Here is a 16,245-nt window from a genome sequence, read left to right as displayed (position 1 = left end):
TCCCTGGGGCCTGTCCGGCGGATCATGCCGAAGACGCGGGGTCCGGCACGCTTGCCCGCGGCGTTGTCGTCGGTTGCCTCCGACTTGATCCGCCGGACAGTCCTAGTCCTCCCCGTCCTTCCGGTGCTGGAGTGCGGTCACCTCCAGTCGTGGCCAGTTCGCGAGGTCGCGCAGCAGTTGCCGGTCGTGGGTCGCGACGACGACGGCGGCGCTCGTGGCGCGGAGCGCGTCGGTCAGCTCGTCGACGAGTGCCGACGACAGGTGGTTGGTCGGCTCGTCGAGCAGGACCAGTCCGGGCCGCCCGGCCGGCGCCGGCGCCAGGTCGAGCCGCCGCTGCTGCCCCTGGGACATCCGCCCGACCGGCGTGCGCAGCGCCTCGGAGTCCAGCAGCCCGAGGGCCCCGAGCGGGACGGCGTCGGCGTCGCGGAGCGCGCCGCGCGCCACCAGCCGTCCGACATGGCGGGCGTGCACCTCGCGGGCGGTGAGCGCGGGGTCCTGCGCGGCGGTCTCCTGGGTGACGCGGACGACCCGCGCCCCCTTCGCCGCCCGCACGTACCCCCGCGTGGGCTCGAGCGCGCCGGCCAGTACGGCGAGCAGCGTGGACTTCCCGGCACCGTTCGGTCCGGTGACGAGCAGCCGGTCACCGCCGTCGAGGGTGAGGTCGACAAGACCGGCCAGCCGTCCGTCGACCGCGACGCCGTGCGCCCGCAGCAGGGGCGCGCCCGGCCGCACCCCCGGGTCCGGCCGGCGCAGCGCGGACGGCGGCTCCGGCACGTCGACGCGGTGCGCGTCCAGGGCGTCCTGCTGCCGGTTCAGGGCCTGCACCACGCCCGGCGCGCGGGACTGCCGCTGGTGCCTGCCGGTGCCCTTGTCCGGGCGCCGGCCCGTGGAGAGCCGGTCGCGCGCCCTGGACACGGCGTCCTTCAGCCTCCGGTGCTCGGCCTGCTGCTCCTCGTACTCCTGCTCCCAGCGTTCGCGCTCACGGCGCCGGGCGTCCTGCCATGCGTCGTAGCCGCCGGCGTACGGGCGCGGCTTCCCGTCGCGGGCCGGGCCGAGGTCGAGGAAGCGGTCCGCGACGTCCCGCAGCAGCGCCCGGTCGTGGCTGACGACGGCGAGGGCGCCGGAGTGATCGCGCAGGCGGCGGGTCAGGAAGTCCAGGCCTCCCGCGTCGAGGTGGTTGGTCGGCTCGTCGAGCAGCAGGATGTCGTGGAGCGCGCCGAGCAGGCAGGCCAGCCGGACCCGGTAGCGCTGCCCGACCGACAGCGCCGCCAGCGGACGGCCGCGGTCGGTGCAGGCGCCGAGGGCATCGAGGGCGACGTCGACGCGGCGCTGGGCGTCCCACGCGTCGAGCCGGGTGGCGGCGTCGAGCGCGGCGGCGTAGCGGTCGTCGGCGGCGGGGCCGTCGCCCTCGCCATGGCGAGGGCCGCCCCGTCCAGCGCGCGGAGGGCGGCGAGGGACGGGGCCAGCGCCTCGGAGGTCAGGGTGCCGACGGTCTCGCCGTCCCGCGCGGACAGCTCCTGGCGGGCCAGGCCGACGGTGCCGGCCCGGTGCACGGTGCCCTCGTCGGGGGAGAGCAGCCCGGCCAGGACGTGCAGCAGGGTCGTCTTGCCCCGGCCGTTCTCGCCGACGACGGCGAGCCGCGACCGGGCGGAGACGGTGACCGTGACGTCGTTCAGGACATGCCGCGACCCGCGGGCGAGGGTGACACCCTCGGCACGGAGGTGCGCGCTGCCGCCCGCCGTGGCGGGCAGGGACATGACTTCAGGGGTGGCGACGCCGGCAGGGGTGGTCGGAGGAGTGAGGTTCAACGGATGCTCCGCAGCTCGCAGGGGGAGCCGGGGGCAGCGAAAGGCGGCCGCCCGGCAGGAACCGGAACGGCGAGCGCTGTGTCAACAGGGAGAAGGCGCCGCCGTCAGCGGCGGAGTCGAACCTTCTGCGACCAGATACCTCGTGCCATGTCGTCCACGGTAACAGCGGCGCCGCCACCGTTCCTCCGGTTTTCCGGGCGGCCGGGACAACCGGGGCGGCTGTGCAGCCGGGGCGGCCGGGCAGGGCAACGGGCCGGGGCGACATGGCGCGCCCCGGCCCGTTCACGGCACCCGCACGGCCGTACGCGCAGCAGCCTCGCGTGTCCGTATATCGGTACCGATTCACCGGAGTTGCCTCCGTGTTAACGGAATCCAGCCTCCGGAGCGGCGGATGCGGACGAGGCTTCGGGGGGCGGTATCCGTGCCACCGGTGGCTGAATTCCACGGTCGTCCGTGGACGCGCGTCGCGCAAGGGACGTCCGCGCGGCGGGAGTTAGGCCCCGGCGGGAGTCACGGCGGTCGCCGCCTTGGCTAATCTGCACGGGTGACCACCGATCTGACCCTGCTGCCGCGTGTCGCCTATCGCGGACAGGAGGTCACCGCGCCCCGGCTCCGCGGCCTCCTCGCGCTGCTCGCGGGCGACCTGCGCACGGGCTGCAGCACCGAGCGGCTCGTGGCAGGGCTGTGGCCGGACGCGTTACCGGAGCGGCCGGGAAAGGCGGTGCAGGTCCTCGTGTCCAGGGCGCGGGCGCAGCTGGGCTCCGACGTCCTCGCGAGCACGCCGACCGGATACCGGCTCGCCCTCGCCGAGGAGCAGGTCGACAGCTCCGCCCTGCTGCTGCACGCCGCCGCGAGCGCGGACCGGGCCAGGGCCGGGGACCACGCGGGATCGCTGGCCGCGGCCGAGGCCGGGCTCGCGCTGTGGGAGGGCACCCCTGACGGGGCCGGCGGCACCGACGGCCCCGTGGCCGCGCTGCGCACCGAGCGCGCCCCCGTCCGCGGCGCGCTCGTGCGCGCGCAGGCCCTCGCGCTCGCCCGGCTCGGGCGGCACGCGGAGGCGGCCGGGCCGCTGGCCGTGGCCGCCGCGGAGCATCCACGCGACGAGGAGGTGCTCGCCGAGCTGCTGCGCGGCGAGGCGGCGACGGCGGGCCCGTCCGCCGCGCTGACGCGGTACGAGGCGTACCGCCGTGAGCTGCGCGAGGCGCTCGGCACGGACCCGGGCACCGGACTCAAGGCCGTACAGCAGGAGCTGCTGCGCGGCGAGGCGCCCGTGGTCAGGCACGGCGTGCCGCACGAGCCGAACCCGCTGCTGGGACGGGACGAGGACATCGCGGCGGTGGAGCGGCTGCTGGGCGCCTTCCGCGCCGTCACCGTCGTCGGCCCCGGTGGCCTCGGCAAGACCCGGCTCGCCCACGCCGTCAGCCGCCGGGCCGAGCAGCGCGTGGCGTATTTCGTGCCGCTCGCCGGCGTCACCGCGGACGCGGACGTGGCCGCGGAGGTGGCCTCCGCGCTCGGCGCGGGCGAGGGGCGGCCCGGCGCCATGAACGGCCACGCCCCGGCCGACCTGGTGTCCGGCATCCTCGGCGCGCTCGGCTCCGGGCCCGCTCTGCTGGTCCTCGACAACTGCGAACAGGTCGTCCGGGGCGCCGCCGACCTCGTCCAGGCCCTGGTCTCGTCCTCGGAGGACCTGCGGGTGCTCGCCACCAGCAGGGCCCCGCTCGGCCTCACCTCGGAGGCGGTGTACGCGCTGCCCGAGCTCGTGCTCGACACCTCCATCGAGCTGTTCACGCAGCGGGCCCGGGCCGCCCGGCCCGGCGTGGAGCTGCCGCCGGACGCGGTGGCCGAGTTGTGCCGCCACCTCGACGGGCTGCCGCTCGCCGCGGAGCTGGCCGCGGCGCGGGTGCGGGTCCTTTCGGTGCAGGAGATCGCCCGCCGCCTCGGCGACCGGTTCGCGCTGCTTCGCGGCGGGGCGCGGGACGCGCCGGAGCGCCATCGCACGCTGCACGCGGTCGTGGAGTGGAGCTGGAACCTGCTCGCGGAGGACGCCAGGGCGGCGCTGCGCACCCTGTCCGTCTTCCCCGGCGGCTTCTCGGGCGAAGCGGCGGAGCAGGTGCTGGGCGAGGACGCGCTGACGCTGCTGGAGCAGCTGGCCGGCCAGTCCCTGCTGACCGTCGTCGACACCCCGGCCGGCGTGCGGTTCCGGATGCTGGAGACCGTACGGGAGTTCAGCGCGGCCCGGCGCGCGGAGGCGGGCGAGGACGAGGAGGCCGTCGGCCGGTTCCTCGCCTGGGCGCGGGACTTCGGGGTCGCGCACCACGACTGGCTCTTCGGCTCGCAGCCTTCCCCGGGCTCTCGGCTTCGCCCGGACAGCGGATACCCCGTTGCCGTCAGGGAGCGGATCAGGGCCGAGCAGGACAACCTCGTGCCGGCCCTGCGGCACGCCCTCGCCCGCACGGACGGCCCCACCATCGCCGCCCTCACCGCCGCCCTCGCCGCCCTGTGGTCCACGGACTCCAACTACCTTCGCCTCGTCGCCCTCGCCGCGGACACCGGACCGCCGCTGTCGCATTACCACCCGGAGCCCGAATACGTCGAAGTCGCCCGCGCCGCAGCGGTGTTGTGCACGGTGAGCCTGTTCATGGGCTACGGCCCGCACGTCGTACGCCAGCTCGTCACCCTCCGGCGGCTCCCCCCGGCCCCGCCGGACACACTGCTGCGCGCCGTCGCGGCAGTGCTGAGCGCGGTCCCCGAGATGCTGCCTCCCGACTACGACGTGCTGCAGAAGCTCTGCGACAGCGGGCAGCCGCTGCTCGCCGGCGTCGCCGAGTACGTCGCCACCTACGTCTGGGAGTCGGAGCACGACATCGACCGCGCGCTCGCCTCGGCCCACCGGGCCATCCCCGCACTGGCGCCGGTCGACAACCCGTTCCTGCAGGTCATGGGCCACACCCGGCTGAGCCAGCTGTGCTTGCAGATGGAGCAGGGCGAGGCCGCGTACGGGCATCTCAAGGCGGCGCTCGGGGCGCTGCCGCGGCTCGGCGACGAGCACGACACCATCGGCGTCCGCTGGGGCCTCGTCCTCGCCTGCCTGCAGCGCGGCGACCCCGACGAGGCCGAGTACTGGCTGCGGCAGGCGGAGGACGTCGGCATCCAGCAGAAGGGCGACCCCGGCAGCGTCGACCCCGGCAGCCGCGCCGAGATCGCCCTCGCCCGTGGGCTGACGGAGGTCGGGCTCGGCTTGTGGCGCAGCGCCGTGGAGGGGGTGACCGAGGCCGGCCCGATGTACAGCGGCGATCCCTTCCTCGACCGGTGGGCGCTGAAGATCCAGTCGGTGGCGGTGACGGCGCACGCGCATGCCGGCCGTCTCGAGCTGGTCGCGGAGCCGGTCGACCGGCTGCGGCAGGGGCTGCGGACCCTGCTCTCCGGTCCGGCCGGCTCGCCCATGGAGCTTCCTGTGTTCGGAACGGTGCTGCACGCCCTCGGCATGGCGGGGCTCGCCTCCGGCGACGCCTCGGCCGCACGGATGCTGGCGCTGGCCGAACGGCTGCGGGTGCTGCGCGACTACCAGCCGACGATGTCGGCGGACCGCGCCCGCAAGGCGGTGGGGGCCGCCGGGAACGCCGCCGGGGCGGCGTACGCCGACGCGGTGTCGGAGTACGCCGCCCTGGAGCGGGACGAGCTGCGGGAGGCGGCCCGCGCCGTCATGGCGGTTACTTCGGGTCGCGGTTGAACAGCGCCGTCGTCCAGCGGTAGCCGAGGGCGGACAGGCCGATGCACCAGGCGATCGCGATCCAGCCGTTGTTGCCGATCCCGGTGCCGAGCAGCAGTCCCCGCAGGGTCTCGATGGCCGGGGTGAAGGGCTGGTACTCGGCGATGGGCCGGAACCAGCCCGGCATCGTGTCGGCCGGGATGAAGGCGCTGGAGATGAGGGGGAGGAGGATCAGCGGCATCGCGCTGTTGCTGGCCGCCTCGGGGTTCGGGCTGGCCATGCCCATGCCGACCGCGATCCAGGTGAGCGCCAGGGCGAACAGCGTGAGCAGCCCGAACGCCGCCAGCCACTCCAGGGCCGTGGCGTCCGTGGACCGGAAGCCGATGGCCACGCCGACGGCACCGACGAGGACCACGCTGGCGATGCACTGCAGCACGCTGCCGGCGACGTGTCCGACGATCACGGAGCCGCGGTAGACCGCCATCGTGCGGAAGCGGGCGATGAGGCCCTCGTTCATGTCCATGGAGATGTACACCGCGGCCCCGATCACGGTGCTGCCGATGGTCATCATCAGAATGCCCGGGACGATGTAGGCGATGTACTCGGAGCGGTCGGCGCCACCGCCGCCGATGCCCGCGCTCATCACGTCGCCGAAGATATAGACGAAGAGCAGCAGCAGCATGATCGGCGTGAGCAGCAGGTTCAGGGTCGCGGACGGGTAGCGCCACGCGTGCAGCAGGTTGCGGCGCAGCATCGTGTTCGAGTCGCGGACGGCGAGGGAGAGGGCACTCATCGGACGTTCTCCTTGGACTGGTCGGTGACGCCGGCCGGGCCGGTCAGGGCGAAGAACACGTCGTCGAGGTCGGGGGTGTGGACGGTCAGCTCGTCCGCCTCGATGCCGGCCGAGTCCAGCCAGTCGAGGATGGAGCGCAGCTCGCGCTGGCTGCCGCCGCTGGGGATCTGCAGGGACAGTGCCTCGTCGTCCCGTGCGGCCTCGCGCAGTGCGACGGCGGCGGACCGGTACGCCTCCGGGTCGGTGAACCGCAGCCGGACGTGTCCGCCGGGGACGATCCGCTTCAGCTCGTCGGCGCTGCCCTCGGCGGCGATCCTGCCGTCGTTCAGCACCGCGATGCGGTCGGCGAGCTCGTCGGCCTCCTCCAGGTACTGGGTGGTGAGGAAGACGGTGACGCCGTCGGAGACGAGCTCACGGATGATCTGCCACATGTTGTGGCGGCTGCGCGGGTCGAGGCCGGTGGTCGGCTCGTCGAGGAAGATGATGCGCGGGCCGCCGACCAGGGTCATGGCGAGGTCGAGGCGGCGCTTCATGCCGCCGGAGTAGGTGGAGGCGGGCTTCTTCGCGGCCTCCACCAGGTCGAATCGCTCCAGGAGTTCGGCTGCGATGCGGCGGCCCTCGCTGCGGGAGAGGTGGTGCAGATCCGCCATGAGGAGCATGTTCTCCTCGCCGGTGATCAGGCCGTCGACGGCGGAGAACTGGCCGGTGACGCCGATCGCGGCACGCACGGCCTGCGGGTCGGCGGCCAGGTCGTGGCCGCCGACGCGCAGCTCGCCGGCGTCTGCGGTGACGAGGGTGGAGAGGATCTTCACGGCGGTGGTCTTGCCGGCGCCGTTCGGGCCGAGCAGCGCGAACACGGACCCGGCCGGCACCGCCAGGTCGATGCCGTCGAGGACCGTCCTGTCCCCGTAGGCCTTGCGCAGCCCCTTGGCCGCGATGGCGGAAGAGTGCGATGTCGTTGTCGTCATGCCGCAGAGGTTGCGGCAGGGCGCGTTCAACGCGGTTTCAGAATGCTTTCAGCGCCCTGAAACCGGGCGGCGGAGGACGTGGTGCCCTACCGCCTCCCCGGTTGCGGCCGATGGCGGCCCGCCGGGTGGCGCAGCCGGTCGACGGACCGGGACCCGCAGGTCACGCCGGGGACTTCGGCCGGCTGGGGCACTCCTGGCGTCCGACCGGGCCACTTCGTGTGCCGCGCCAACGGGGAGATCCTCGCGAGCCGGGTACCGGAGGGCGAAGCGCATGACCGCTCACACCATCTCGCGGGACGCGACCTCGCGGCCTCGACGCGGCTGCGACGGCGGGAAGGCCTCCTCGGCAGGGGGCGCTGCTCCGTGGTCCCACGGCCCGGGGACGTCGACGGTCGGGTTCCGCCGGCGGTCGGGCCGTGGTGGTGGTCAGCCGTGCGTCGTCGGACCCAGCGAGCGCCTGAGGAAGTCCAGTTGGAGGCGGAGCAGGTTCTCGGCGACTTCCTCCTGCGGAGTCATGTGCGTGACGCCGGACAGGGGCAGCACCTCGTGGGGGCGGCCGGCCGCGAGGAGGGCCGAGGACAGGCGCAGCGAGTGGGCGACCACGACGTTGTCGTCCGCCAGCCCGTGGATGATCATCATGGGGCGGTGCGGTGCGGCGGCGTCGACCAGACCCGCGTCGTCGATCACCGAGTTGCGGCGGTAGACCTCAGGCTGCTCGTCCGGGTGACCGAGGTAGCGCTCCTGGTAGTGGGTGTCGTACAGGCGCAGGTCGGTGACCGGGGCGCCCACCACGGCCGCGTGGAAGACGTCCGGCCGGCGCAGCGCCGCGAGGGCGGCCAGGTAACCGCCGAAGGACCAGCCCCGGATGGCGACGCGGTCCAGGTCGAGCGGGAAGTCGGAGGCGAGGGCCTGGAGCGCGTCCACCTGGTCCTGGAGGGTGATCGCGGCGATGTCGTCCTTGACGGCCTTCTCCCAGGCGGGGGAGTGGCCGGGGGTGCCGCGGCCGTCGGCGACGATCACCGCGAAGCCCTGGTCGGCGAACCACTGCGAGGTCAGATGGGGGTTGCGCGCGGCCACCACGCGCTGGCCGTGCGGGCCGCCGTAGGGGTCCATGAGGACGGGGAGGGGAGTGTCGCCGTGGTAGTCCGTTGGCATAAGCACGGCGCACGGAATTTTGCGTGCGCCCCCCTGGGTGAGCGTCACCCGGGGGGACATACCGGGGTCTTCGGCGTACGAGCGGACAGTCGCCGTCGTTTTCCCGTCACGCAGAACCCGCGCCCGCGTCCCCGGCCGGTCCGGTGTCGCGGACACGAGTACGGTCACGCCCCCGGCGCGTACCGCGGAGTGCACGCCCGGCTCCCGGGAGACGCGCTCCACGCCCAGTTCGTTCACCCGGTAGACGTGCACCTCGCCGATCTCCGGTCCGCCGTCCGCCGCCCCCGGCCTCGGACCCGGCTCCGCTCCCGCCGACGCCGACACCAGCACGTCGTCGTCCGACACGTCCAGTACCGCGCGGATGTGCAACTGCGGTCCGGTCAGTGGGCGTTCGCCGACGGCGAGTCGTCGTGCACCCCCCTCGTCCGTGATCCGGACCAGCTGTCCCGAAGGACTCCAGCACGGCACCCCCGCGAAAAGATCCAGCCAAATTGGATCTTCGTCGGCGTGCACCATCCGGGTCGCCCCGGTGTCCGGGTCCACCGCCAGGAACAGCTGACTGCGCTGGTCGCGCGCCTGTACGAGCAGCAGGGGCGCACCCGCCGCTGACCAGTGCACATGCGCCAGGTACGGGTACCGCGCCCGGTCCCACACGACCTCCGTACGCGCCCCGTCCAGTCCGATCACGAACAGCCGCACCTCCGCGTTCGCGGTGCCCGCCGCCGGGTACGCCACCCGCTGGGGCTCCCGTCCCGGGTGTGCCGGATCGGAGATCCACCACCGCCTCACCGGCGTGTCGTCCGCGCGCGCCACCAGCAGCCGGTCCGAGCCGGGCGCCCACCAGAAGCCCCGCGAACGCCCCATCTCCTCGGCCGCGACGAACTCCGCCAGACCGTAGGTGACGTTCTCCGTCTCGGGGGCGGCCAGCGCGCGGTCGTCCGTCCCCTCGGCGCCCACGACCCGCAGCGCGCCCTGCGCGACGTACGCGACGTGACGCCCGTCGGGCGACGGCCGGGGGTCGATCACCGGTGTGGGAGTGGGCAGTTCACGCGCCGTCCCGGCCCGCAGCTCGGCTGCGAAAAGCCGTCCTGACAAGGAGAAAGAGGCCAACTCGACCTGCGCGTCGGTGGCGTAGCCGACGATGCCGGCGCCCCCCTCGCGGCTGCGTTCGCGCCGCGCCCGCTCCTGGGCCGACAGGCTCTCCGCGGCGCCGCCCAGCAGGGCGTGCGGGTCGGCCGCCATGCGTTCCCCGCCGTCCCGGGGGTCGAGCACCCACAGCGAATTCGTCCGGTCCGTACCGGAACCCGAGCGCAGGAACACCACCCGGGAACCGTCGGGTGCCACGGTGAACGAACGCGGCGCGCCGAGCGTGAAGCGCTGGGTGCGGGCGTGCCGTCGGGGGAAGGAGTCAGCGTCTTTGGTCATGCCATGACCATATTGGCCATGCGCCCCCTTGTGCGGCCGTGCGCCGACCGATGCGCACGTACGGATAGTTATGATCGTTGGCGCATAGTGGGTATGAACCTGCTGGCTGCTGTACGGATTTATCTGCCCCCATATTCCTACCCCCCTGTCGTCCTGGGATCCTTGGAGGTGAGCCGCCGTGGCACTCTCGATTTCGGCGGTAGTGCTGCTGGCGATCATCGTCTTCCTGCTGATCAAGAAGTCGGGCCTCAAGGCGGGGCATGCGGTCGTCTGCATGCTCCTCGGCTTCTACATGGCGTCGTCGACGATCGCGCCCACGATCAGCGAGCTGACGACCAACATCGCGGGGATGATCGGCAGCATAAACTTCTGACGCGGCCGGCCGCGCCCGGCCCGACTCCGGGCCCCTGCCGGGCTGTCGGCGCACCAGGCAGGCCCGGACGGATCCCAGGACGGGCGCGTGAGGGAAGCCGGGCTGCTCGCTGTCACCGGGCTCCTCGTGGTGTGGCTGCTGTGGAGTCTCCGGAACCTCTACCGCATCCCCGTCGGCCTGCGCGACGGATCGTGGCAGCGCCCGCCGTGGTGGGCGCGGCTGTGGTCCCTCGCGCTGTTCGTCGGCTTCGCGGACTGGGTTCGAGGAGCACTCGGCGGCGGGCTCGACGTCGGCGAGGCATGCGCGTACGCCCATCACCAGACGTACGACAGTGCCTGCCGTCCGGCCCATGTCGAGGAGTTCCAGAGGCTGTTCCCGCTGCACAACAGGTGCAACGCGGAGTACGACCCGGTGCCGGGACGGTCAACCCGACCGTGGTGAACTGCGCCGCCCTGGTGCTGCTCGCCACCGCCGTGCTGTTGTGGTTCGGCATCGCGCGTCTCACCCGTGGTGGCGCGTCGCGGACGGCGGCGGAGCGAATCGTACGTGCCGGCCCCTCGCCTGTTACCCGTCGGTAAGGAATGATGGCGGGCCAGCATCCACGCGTTCAGGGGCGGAGCCGGCGATGACGACTTCCGAGGAACAGACCAGGGTCCACGCCTTCCGGGACGACGCCCTCGGCGACCACGACGCCGTCGGCCTCGCCGAGGCGATCCGGCGGAGAGAGGTGAGCTCGGCCGAGGCCGCCCGCGACGCGGCGGCACGGGTCAGGGCCGTGGACGCCCGGCTCCACGCCGTCCAGGTGCACATCGACGCCCCGGACCACGGCTCCGGGCCGGCCGGTGCCCTCACCGGGGTGCCGGCCTTCGTCAAGGACAACACCGACTACCGGGGGCTGCCCACCGGACACGGCAGCGCCGCGTTCGCGCCGAAGGACGCGCGCCGGCACGCCCCGTTCGCCCGGCAGTTCGTCAGCACCGGCGTCACGGTGCTCGGCAAGACCCGGCTGCCCGAGTTCGGGTTCAGCCCGACCACGGAGTACGAGGACGCCGAGCCGGTGCGCAACCCGTGGCACACGGGCCACTCGGCGGGCGGTTCGTCCGGCGGCAGCGCGGCACTGGTCGCCGCCGGGGCGGTGCCGATCGCGCACGCCAACGACGGCGGCGGCTCGATCCGGATTCCCGCCGCCTGCTGCGGACTCGTCGGGCTGAAGCCCACCCGGGGCCGGACGGTCCCGAACGCGCAGGGCCGCCAACTGCCGATCGACGTCGTCACCGACGGCGTGGTGAGCCGCTCGGTACGGGACAGCGCCGCGTTCCTCGCCGCCGCCGAGCAGCACTGGCGCAACCCGAAACTGCCGCCCGTGGGGCTGGTCGAGGGTCCCTCGGAGCGTCGGCTGCGCATCGGCCTCGTGGTGGACTCGCCGAGCGGCGTCCCCTCCGACGCCGCCACCCGGACGGCCGCCACGGAGACGGCGCAGCGGCTGGAGCGGCTCGGCCACACCGTGCAGCCGGTGGAGTTGTCGATCGACCCGCGCTTCACGGAGGACTTCCTCACGTACTGGGGCCTGCTGTCGTTCCTGATCGGCGTCACGGGCAGGACGCTCGGCCCGGACTTCGACCGGCGCCGCATGGACGGCCTCAGCCGGGGCCTGCGCGAGACGTACGTGCGGAACTGGCAGCGCACGCCGGGCGTGGTGCGGCGGCTGAAGCGCACGCGGGAGCCGTACGCGGCGGCGTTCCGCGGACTCGACCTCGTCCTCTCCCCGGTCCTCGCCCACACCACGCCCCCGCTCGGCCACCTCGCCCCGAGCGTCCCCTACGCGACCCTGATCGACCGCATCGTCGCGTACGTGGCGTTCACCCCGGTCAACAACGTCGTCGGAACGCCGTCGATCTCGGTCCCGGCCACGAGCACGACGCCGGACGGCCTCCCCGTCGGCGTCATGTTCTCCGGCCGCCCCGGCGCCGAACGGACGCTGCTGGAGCTCGCGTTCGAGCTGGAGGCCGACCAGCCGTTCCGGCGGGTCCAGGACCTCTGAAGGGCTCGCCGGGCAGGTGGGGGGGGGCGTGAACGGCCGGGAGCGGCGAGGGGCCGCCCGTGTGCGGGTGGTGGAACCGCCGTTAGCAGGTCCTGACGACATGGCCGGCGGGCGACGTTGCCCGGTGTTTTCGTGAGACCACTGTTTCGGCTGGACCGACGCCGGCCGTCTCTCACCAGTGGGCGTCGGGGACGAGGACGACCTTGCCTGTCGTCGCCCGCGTCCGCAGGGCGGCGTGCGCCGCGGCGGCCTGCGACAGGGGGAAGGTCTGGAAGGCGGGCACCAGACTCCCCTCGGCGGCCGCCGTGAGCGCGCGGGCCTCGTCGGCGGGCGCGTCCTGGCCCTCCAGCAGCAGGGCCAGTGCGTCGGTGAAGTGCACGCCGCGCTCCTTCAGTTCCGCCTCGTCGGGGCGGAACTCCTCCCGCGAGGCCGCGCCGATGGTGATGTAGCGCCCTCCCTCGGCCAGCAGCCCGAAGGCGGCCCGTCCCTTGTCGCCCTCGACACCGTCCAGAACGGCCGTGACGCCGCGCCCGCCCAAGGCGTCGCGGACGGTGCCCGCCCAGTCCGGCAGGTTGTAGTCGACGGCGATGTCCGCTCCCAGCTCCCGCACGGCCGCCGTCTTGGCCGGTCCGCCCGCCGCGCCGATGACCGTGGCGCCGAGGCGGTGGGCGAACTGGACGACCAGCCGGCCGATGCCGCCGGCCGCGGAGGTGACCAGGACCACGTCGCCGGAGGTGAGTTCCGCGATGTCGAGCAGGCCGATGGTGGTCGTGCCGGTGACGACCATGGTGGCGGCGGCCTCGTACCCCAGTCCGGCCGGAATCCGGTGCAGGGACGAAACGCCGGCGACGGCGAGCTCGGCGTAGCCCCCCGGCCTGCCGTGTGCGGTCACCACCTTGGTGCCGGTCCAGGCCTCGTCCACATCCGGCCCGACCGACTCGACGACGCCGGCCACCTCTCCCCCGAGGATCGCCGGAAGTCCGGGAAGCGGCGGACCGATCTCCAGCCCTTCGCGCATCGCCGTCTCGATCTGGTGGACTCCCGCGGCCCTCACCGAGACGCGGACCTCGCCCGGCCCCGGTACGGGATCGGGCACGGTCTCGTAACGGAGGTTCTCAGCGGGTCCGAACTCGTGCAGCACGACGGCGCGCATGACCGTTCCTTCCGGTAGATCTGCAGAAGAACCCCCACTCTGCGACCTCTACTTCACTTGAGGTCAAGCCTTTCGCGACGGGCGCCTCCCAGCGGTGATGCTCTCCACGCGGCGGCGCGAGCGTCATCGAGCAGCGGCGGTTTCAGCCGTGACACATCACGCCCCGGTGGCACAAAGACCCCGCTCGGACCCGTCCCTCACCCAGGAATCTCAACAGAATGAGGTTTCCAGGCGTCGCCGGCGGATGAGGGCGCAGCCGAGGGTGAGGAAGGCGGCGCCTACCATGCTGCGGGCAGCGCTGTGGACAGGGACGGCCCCTCCTGAGGCTGCTCCGAACTGTTCGACGCCGAGGCCGAAGGTCCTGCCGGTGTACGACGCCGGTCCTCGCGAACCCGCCGTTCGGCCGCAAGTCCGCGATCACCGTGATCGGTCAGGACGGGCGGGGCCGAGAAGCAGGACACCGAGTACGACCGCGACGACTTCACCTCCACGACCACCAACAAGCAACTCAACTTCCCACAACACATCATGTCCCTCAAGGCGGTTGGCGAACGCGCCGCGGTCGTCCTGCCGGACAACGTCCTCTTCGGGGGCGGCGCGGGCGAGAAGATCCGTCGCAAGCTGCTCGACGAGTTCGACCTGCACACCATCCTGCGGCTGCCCACCGGCATCTTCCACGCGGGCGGCGTCAAGGCCGATGTCCTGTTCTTCGACAAGACGGCCCCGCGCGCCGACGGCAAGCCGCACACCGCCGAGACGTGGGTCTACGACTTCCGCACCGGCCGGCACTTCACGCTCAGGCAGCGCCCGCTCACCCGCACCCACCTGGACGACTTCGTGGCGGCCTGCCGGCCCGGTGAGCCCAGTTCTGCCCGCGTGGAGTCAGAGGGTGAGAACGGGCCGTTCAAGAAGTTCGGCTACGAGGACCTGGTTGCCCGCGACAAGGTCAACCTCGACATCACGTGGATGAAGGACCCCGCCCTCGACGACGCCGACAGCGGGCTGCCGCCCGAGGTGATCGTCCGCGACCTCCAGTCCGCCCTCAACGAGTTCACCGCCATCGCCCGTTCCCTGGGCAGTGAGGTGGACGTACCGGAGGCCGAGGTCGAGTAGAAACGGCCCGTCAGCCCTCGACCGCGTACGGCACGAAGTCGGCCCACGCGGCGGGGGAGAAGGTCAGTCGGCCGCCCTCCACGTCCTTGGAGTCACGGACGTGGAGGGTGCCGGGCTGGATGGCGATCTCTACGCATGAGTCGCCCTCACTGCTGCTGCTGTAGCTGCTCTTGAACCACGCCAGGCCCGGGGTGTCCCCGGACGAGGGCTTGCGGATCATGTCTCCCCCAGCAGTTGCTCGATGACCGCGGCTGACTCACGAGGCGTGGGGGCCTGCGCCCGGATGATGCCATACCGGAGTTCCAGGATACGGAGCTGTCTGGGTTCGGAAACCTGTCGGCCGTTGGCAACAGCCATTGAGCGCCCCACCATTGAGCCGTCTTCGAACTTCAGCACCTCGATGCCACCAGCCAATCCGGCATGCTCCTCACGATCCATCGGCATCACTTGCAGTTCGACGTTACGCAACTGCCCGACTTCCAGCAGGTGCTCCAACTGATGACGGAGCCTGGCCTGTCCACCCAAGGGACGCCGGAGCGCCCACTCCTCAAGAACGAAGCTGAGTTCAGGAGCAGGGTCCCGCTCGAAGATGCTCTTGCGGGCCACGCGCGCGGAGATGAACCGCTCGACTTCTTCCGCAGAGTAGGCGGGGCGCCGCATGAGAAGCAGCCCTCGGGCGTAATCGGGTGTCTGCAACAGCCCATGGATGTTCAAGGGGTCGTAGAGCTGAAGCTCCACCGCCCGCCCCTCCATCTGCGCCAGATCCCGCACCTTCTTCGGATACCGGACCTTCTTCACGTCCTCCTTCATCGCCGCGATGAGGCCACCGGCGTTGAACACCTCGTCCGCCGTGTCCAGGTACTCGGGCCGGGGGGATGCGCTTGCCGCTCTCGATCTTGTAGACCAGATCGGCGCCGTAACCCACCGCCACCGCGAACTCGCCGACCCGCATGCCCGCCGCCTCCCGGCGGAGCCTCAACTGCCGACCCACGGTGGCGACTGCCGCGAGCGCCCAGTCGTCGTCGGGGTCGACCTCCCACCCCGGTTCGTCCGTCCGGTCCGCCTCGGTCGTGACCCGTACCGCCTCGCCGTCCACCGACATGTCGTGCTCCTCCGCTGTGTCGCGCCGTACCGTCACGCGGTGCCGGCGGGGGCCGTTTCGACACTTCGGACAGGGCCGGACAAGCCCTGGACGGTCACCGTACGCAGCAGCGCGATTACTCTCCACGGTACGTCCGGTCGGCCACGCTGAGTGACGTGAATCAGAAAACTCGGGAGATCACCGGGACGGACACCCGACCCGGCCACGAAGTCCGCCACACCACCATGCTGTTGTCGTCCACCCCGCGCGGGGCCCGGCTGGGCCGTCTGCTCGCGGTGGACGCGCTCCGGAGCTGGGGCCTGCCCCACGAGGCGGCGAGCCATGTGGTGGCGGAGCTGGCGGCCAACGCCGCCACGCACGGCCGGCTGCCCGGCCGCAGCTTCCGCCTCACGCTGTACGTCGTCGGCTCCACGCTCCGCATCGAGGTCACCGACACGCGGGCCGACCGGCTGCCCGCGCGGCAGGAGCCCGCCGCGGGGGACGAGTCGGGCCGTGGGCTGCTGCTCGTGGAGGCGCTGGCCGACCGCTGGGGGGGTGGTGGAGGGGAGGTTCCCGCGGAAAACCGTGTGGGCGGAGTTGAGCCTTGCGCCACCGGAACACGGCCC

The 16,245-nt window shown here is 72.8% G+C and carries 10 protein-coding genes and 5 pseudogenes; 6 read left to right on the top strand and 9 right to left on the bottom strand.

Going from position 1 to position 16,245, the window contains the following annotated elements; translation table 11 throughout:
• Positions 1-102: 102 nt before the first annotated feature.
• The 3 genes and pseudogenes from ACFWVE_RS32795 to ACFWVE_RS32785 all read right to left on the bottom strand — a co-directional run.
• Complete coding sequence (locus ACFWVE_RS32795) at positions 103-915, bottom strand: ATP-binding cassette domain-containing protein (RefSeq protein WP_384022158.1); 813 nt, start codon at positions 913-915, stop codon at positions 103-105.
• A 30-nt stretch (positions 916-945) separates the two neighbouring features.
• Positions 946-1,278: pseudogene (locus ACFWVE_RS32790) on the bottom strand (ABC transporter ATP-binding protein); the annotation flags it as partial.
• A gap of 314 nt (positions 1,279-1,592) precedes the next feature.
• Positions 1,593-1,757 (bottom strand): annotated as a pseudogene (locus ACFWVE_RS32785) (ATP-binding cassette domain-containing protein); the annotation flags it as partial.
• Between the two features lie 595 nt (positions 1,758-2,352).
• On the opposite strand from ACFWVE_RS32785, the gene ACFWVE_RS32780 reads away from it, so the two are divergent.
• Positions 2,353-5,538, top strand: a complete 3,186-nt coding sequence (locus ACFWVE_RS32780; RefSeq protein ID WP_384022155.1) for an ATP-binding protein — start codon at positions 2,353-2,355, stop codon at positions 5,536-5,538.
• Here the strand turns inward: ACFWVE_RS32780 and ACFWVE_RS32775 are convergent.
• From ACFWVE_RS32775 to ACFWVE_RS32765, 3 genes are all read right to left on the bottom strand, one after another.
• Positions 5,519-6,310, bottom strand: a complete 792-nt coding sequence (locus ACFWVE_RS32775; RefSeq protein WP_384022152.1) for an ABC transporter permease — start codon at positions 6,308-6,310, stop codon at positions 5,519-5,521. The genes ACFWVE_RS32780 and ACFWVE_RS32775 overlap by 20 nt on opposite strands.
• Positions 6,307-7,278: an ATP-binding cassette domain-containing protein gene (locus ACFWVE_RS32770; protein WP_384022149.1), complete on the bottom strand. Its 972-nt coding sequence runs from the start codon at positions 7,276-7,278 to the stop codon at positions 6,307-6,309. The genes ACFWVE_RS32775 and ACFWVE_RS32770 overlap by 4 nt, the downstream gene beginning before the upstream one ends.
• 426 nt (positions 7,279-7,704) lie before the next feature.
• The gene (locus tag ACFWVE_RS32765; protein ID WP_384022146.1) at positions 7,705-9,858 is read right to left on the bottom strand and encodes a prolyl oligopeptidase family serine peptidase; all 2,154 of its coding nucleotides are present in this window, start codon (positions 9,856-9,858) and stop codon (positions 7,705-7,707) included.
• 178 nt (positions 9,859-10,036) lie between these two features.
• Here ACFWVE_RS32765 and ACFWVE_RS32760 point away from each other — a divergent pair, with 178 nt between their 5' ends.
• The 3 genes from ACFWVE_RS32760 (at position 10,037) to ACFWVE_RS32750 (ending at position 12,272) form a co-directional block, all read left to right on the top strand.
• Entirely contained in the window at positions 10,037-10,231 is a 195-nt protein-coding gene (locus tag ACFWVE_RS32760) for a hypothetical protein (protein WP_042172665.1), read from the top strand.
• 87 nt (positions 10,232-10,318) lie between these two features.
• Positions 10,319-10,672, top strand: a complete 354-nt coding sequence (locus ACFWVE_RS32755) for a hypothetical protein (RefSeq protein ID WP_384022142.1) — start codon at positions 10,319-10,321, stop codon at positions 10,670-10,672.
• A 184-nt stretch (positions 10,673-10,856) separates the two neighbouring features.
• The gene (locus ACFWVE_RS32750) at positions 10,857-12,272 is read left to right on the top strand and encodes an amidase (protein ID WP_384022139.1); all 1,416 of its coding nucleotides are present in this window, start codon (positions 10,857-10,859) and stop codon (positions 12,270-12,272) included.
• Positions 12,273-12,444: 172 nt separating this feature from the next.
• Here the strand turns inward: ACFWVE_RS32750 and ACFWVE_RS32745 are convergent, their stop codons facing one another.
• Positions 12,445-13,425, bottom strand: coding sequence for a zinc-binding dehydrogenase (locus ACFWVE_RS32745; protein ID WP_384022136.1), 981 nt, complete (start codon positions 13,423-13,425; stop codon positions 12,445-12,447).
• Positions 13,426-13,938: 513 nt separating this feature from the next.
• Between ACFWVE_RS32745 and ACFWVE_RS32740 the strand changes: the two are divergent.
• Positions 13,939-14,538: pseudogene (locus ACFWVE_RS32740) on the top strand (N-6 DNA methylase); the annotation flags it as partial.
• 10 nt (positions 14,539-14,548) lie between these two features.
• Here ACFWVE_RS32740 and ACFWVE_RS32735 read toward each other — a convergent pair.
• The gene (locus tag ACFWVE_RS32735; protein ID WP_384022133.1) at positions 14,549-14,758 is read right to left on the bottom strand and encodes a DUF397 domain-containing protein; all 210 of its coding nucleotides are present in this window, start codon (positions 14,756-14,758) and stop codon (positions 14,549-14,551) included.
• A pseudogene (locus ACFWVE_RS32730) lies at positions 14,755-15,640 on the bottom strand (helix-turn-helix domain-containing protein). The gene ACFWVE_RS32735 and the pseudogene ACFWVE_RS32730 overlap by 4 nt, the downstream one beginning before the upstream one ends.
• Before the next feature lie 224 nt (positions 15,641-15,864).
• Here ACFWVE_RS32730 and ACFWVE_RS32725 point away from each other — a divergent pair.
• A pseudogene (locus ACFWVE_RS32725) lies at positions 15,865-16,245 on the top strand (ATP-binding protein); the annotation flags it as partial.

It is taken from the genome of Streptomyces sp. NPDC058632 (assembly GCF_042717095.1).
Classification (GTDB): domain Bacteria; phylum Actinomycetota; class Actinomycetes; order Streptomycetales; family Streptomycetaceae; genus Streptomyces.
Note: the sequence above shows the minus strand (reverse complement) of the source record. Positions and strands in the feature narration are given on the sequence as shown.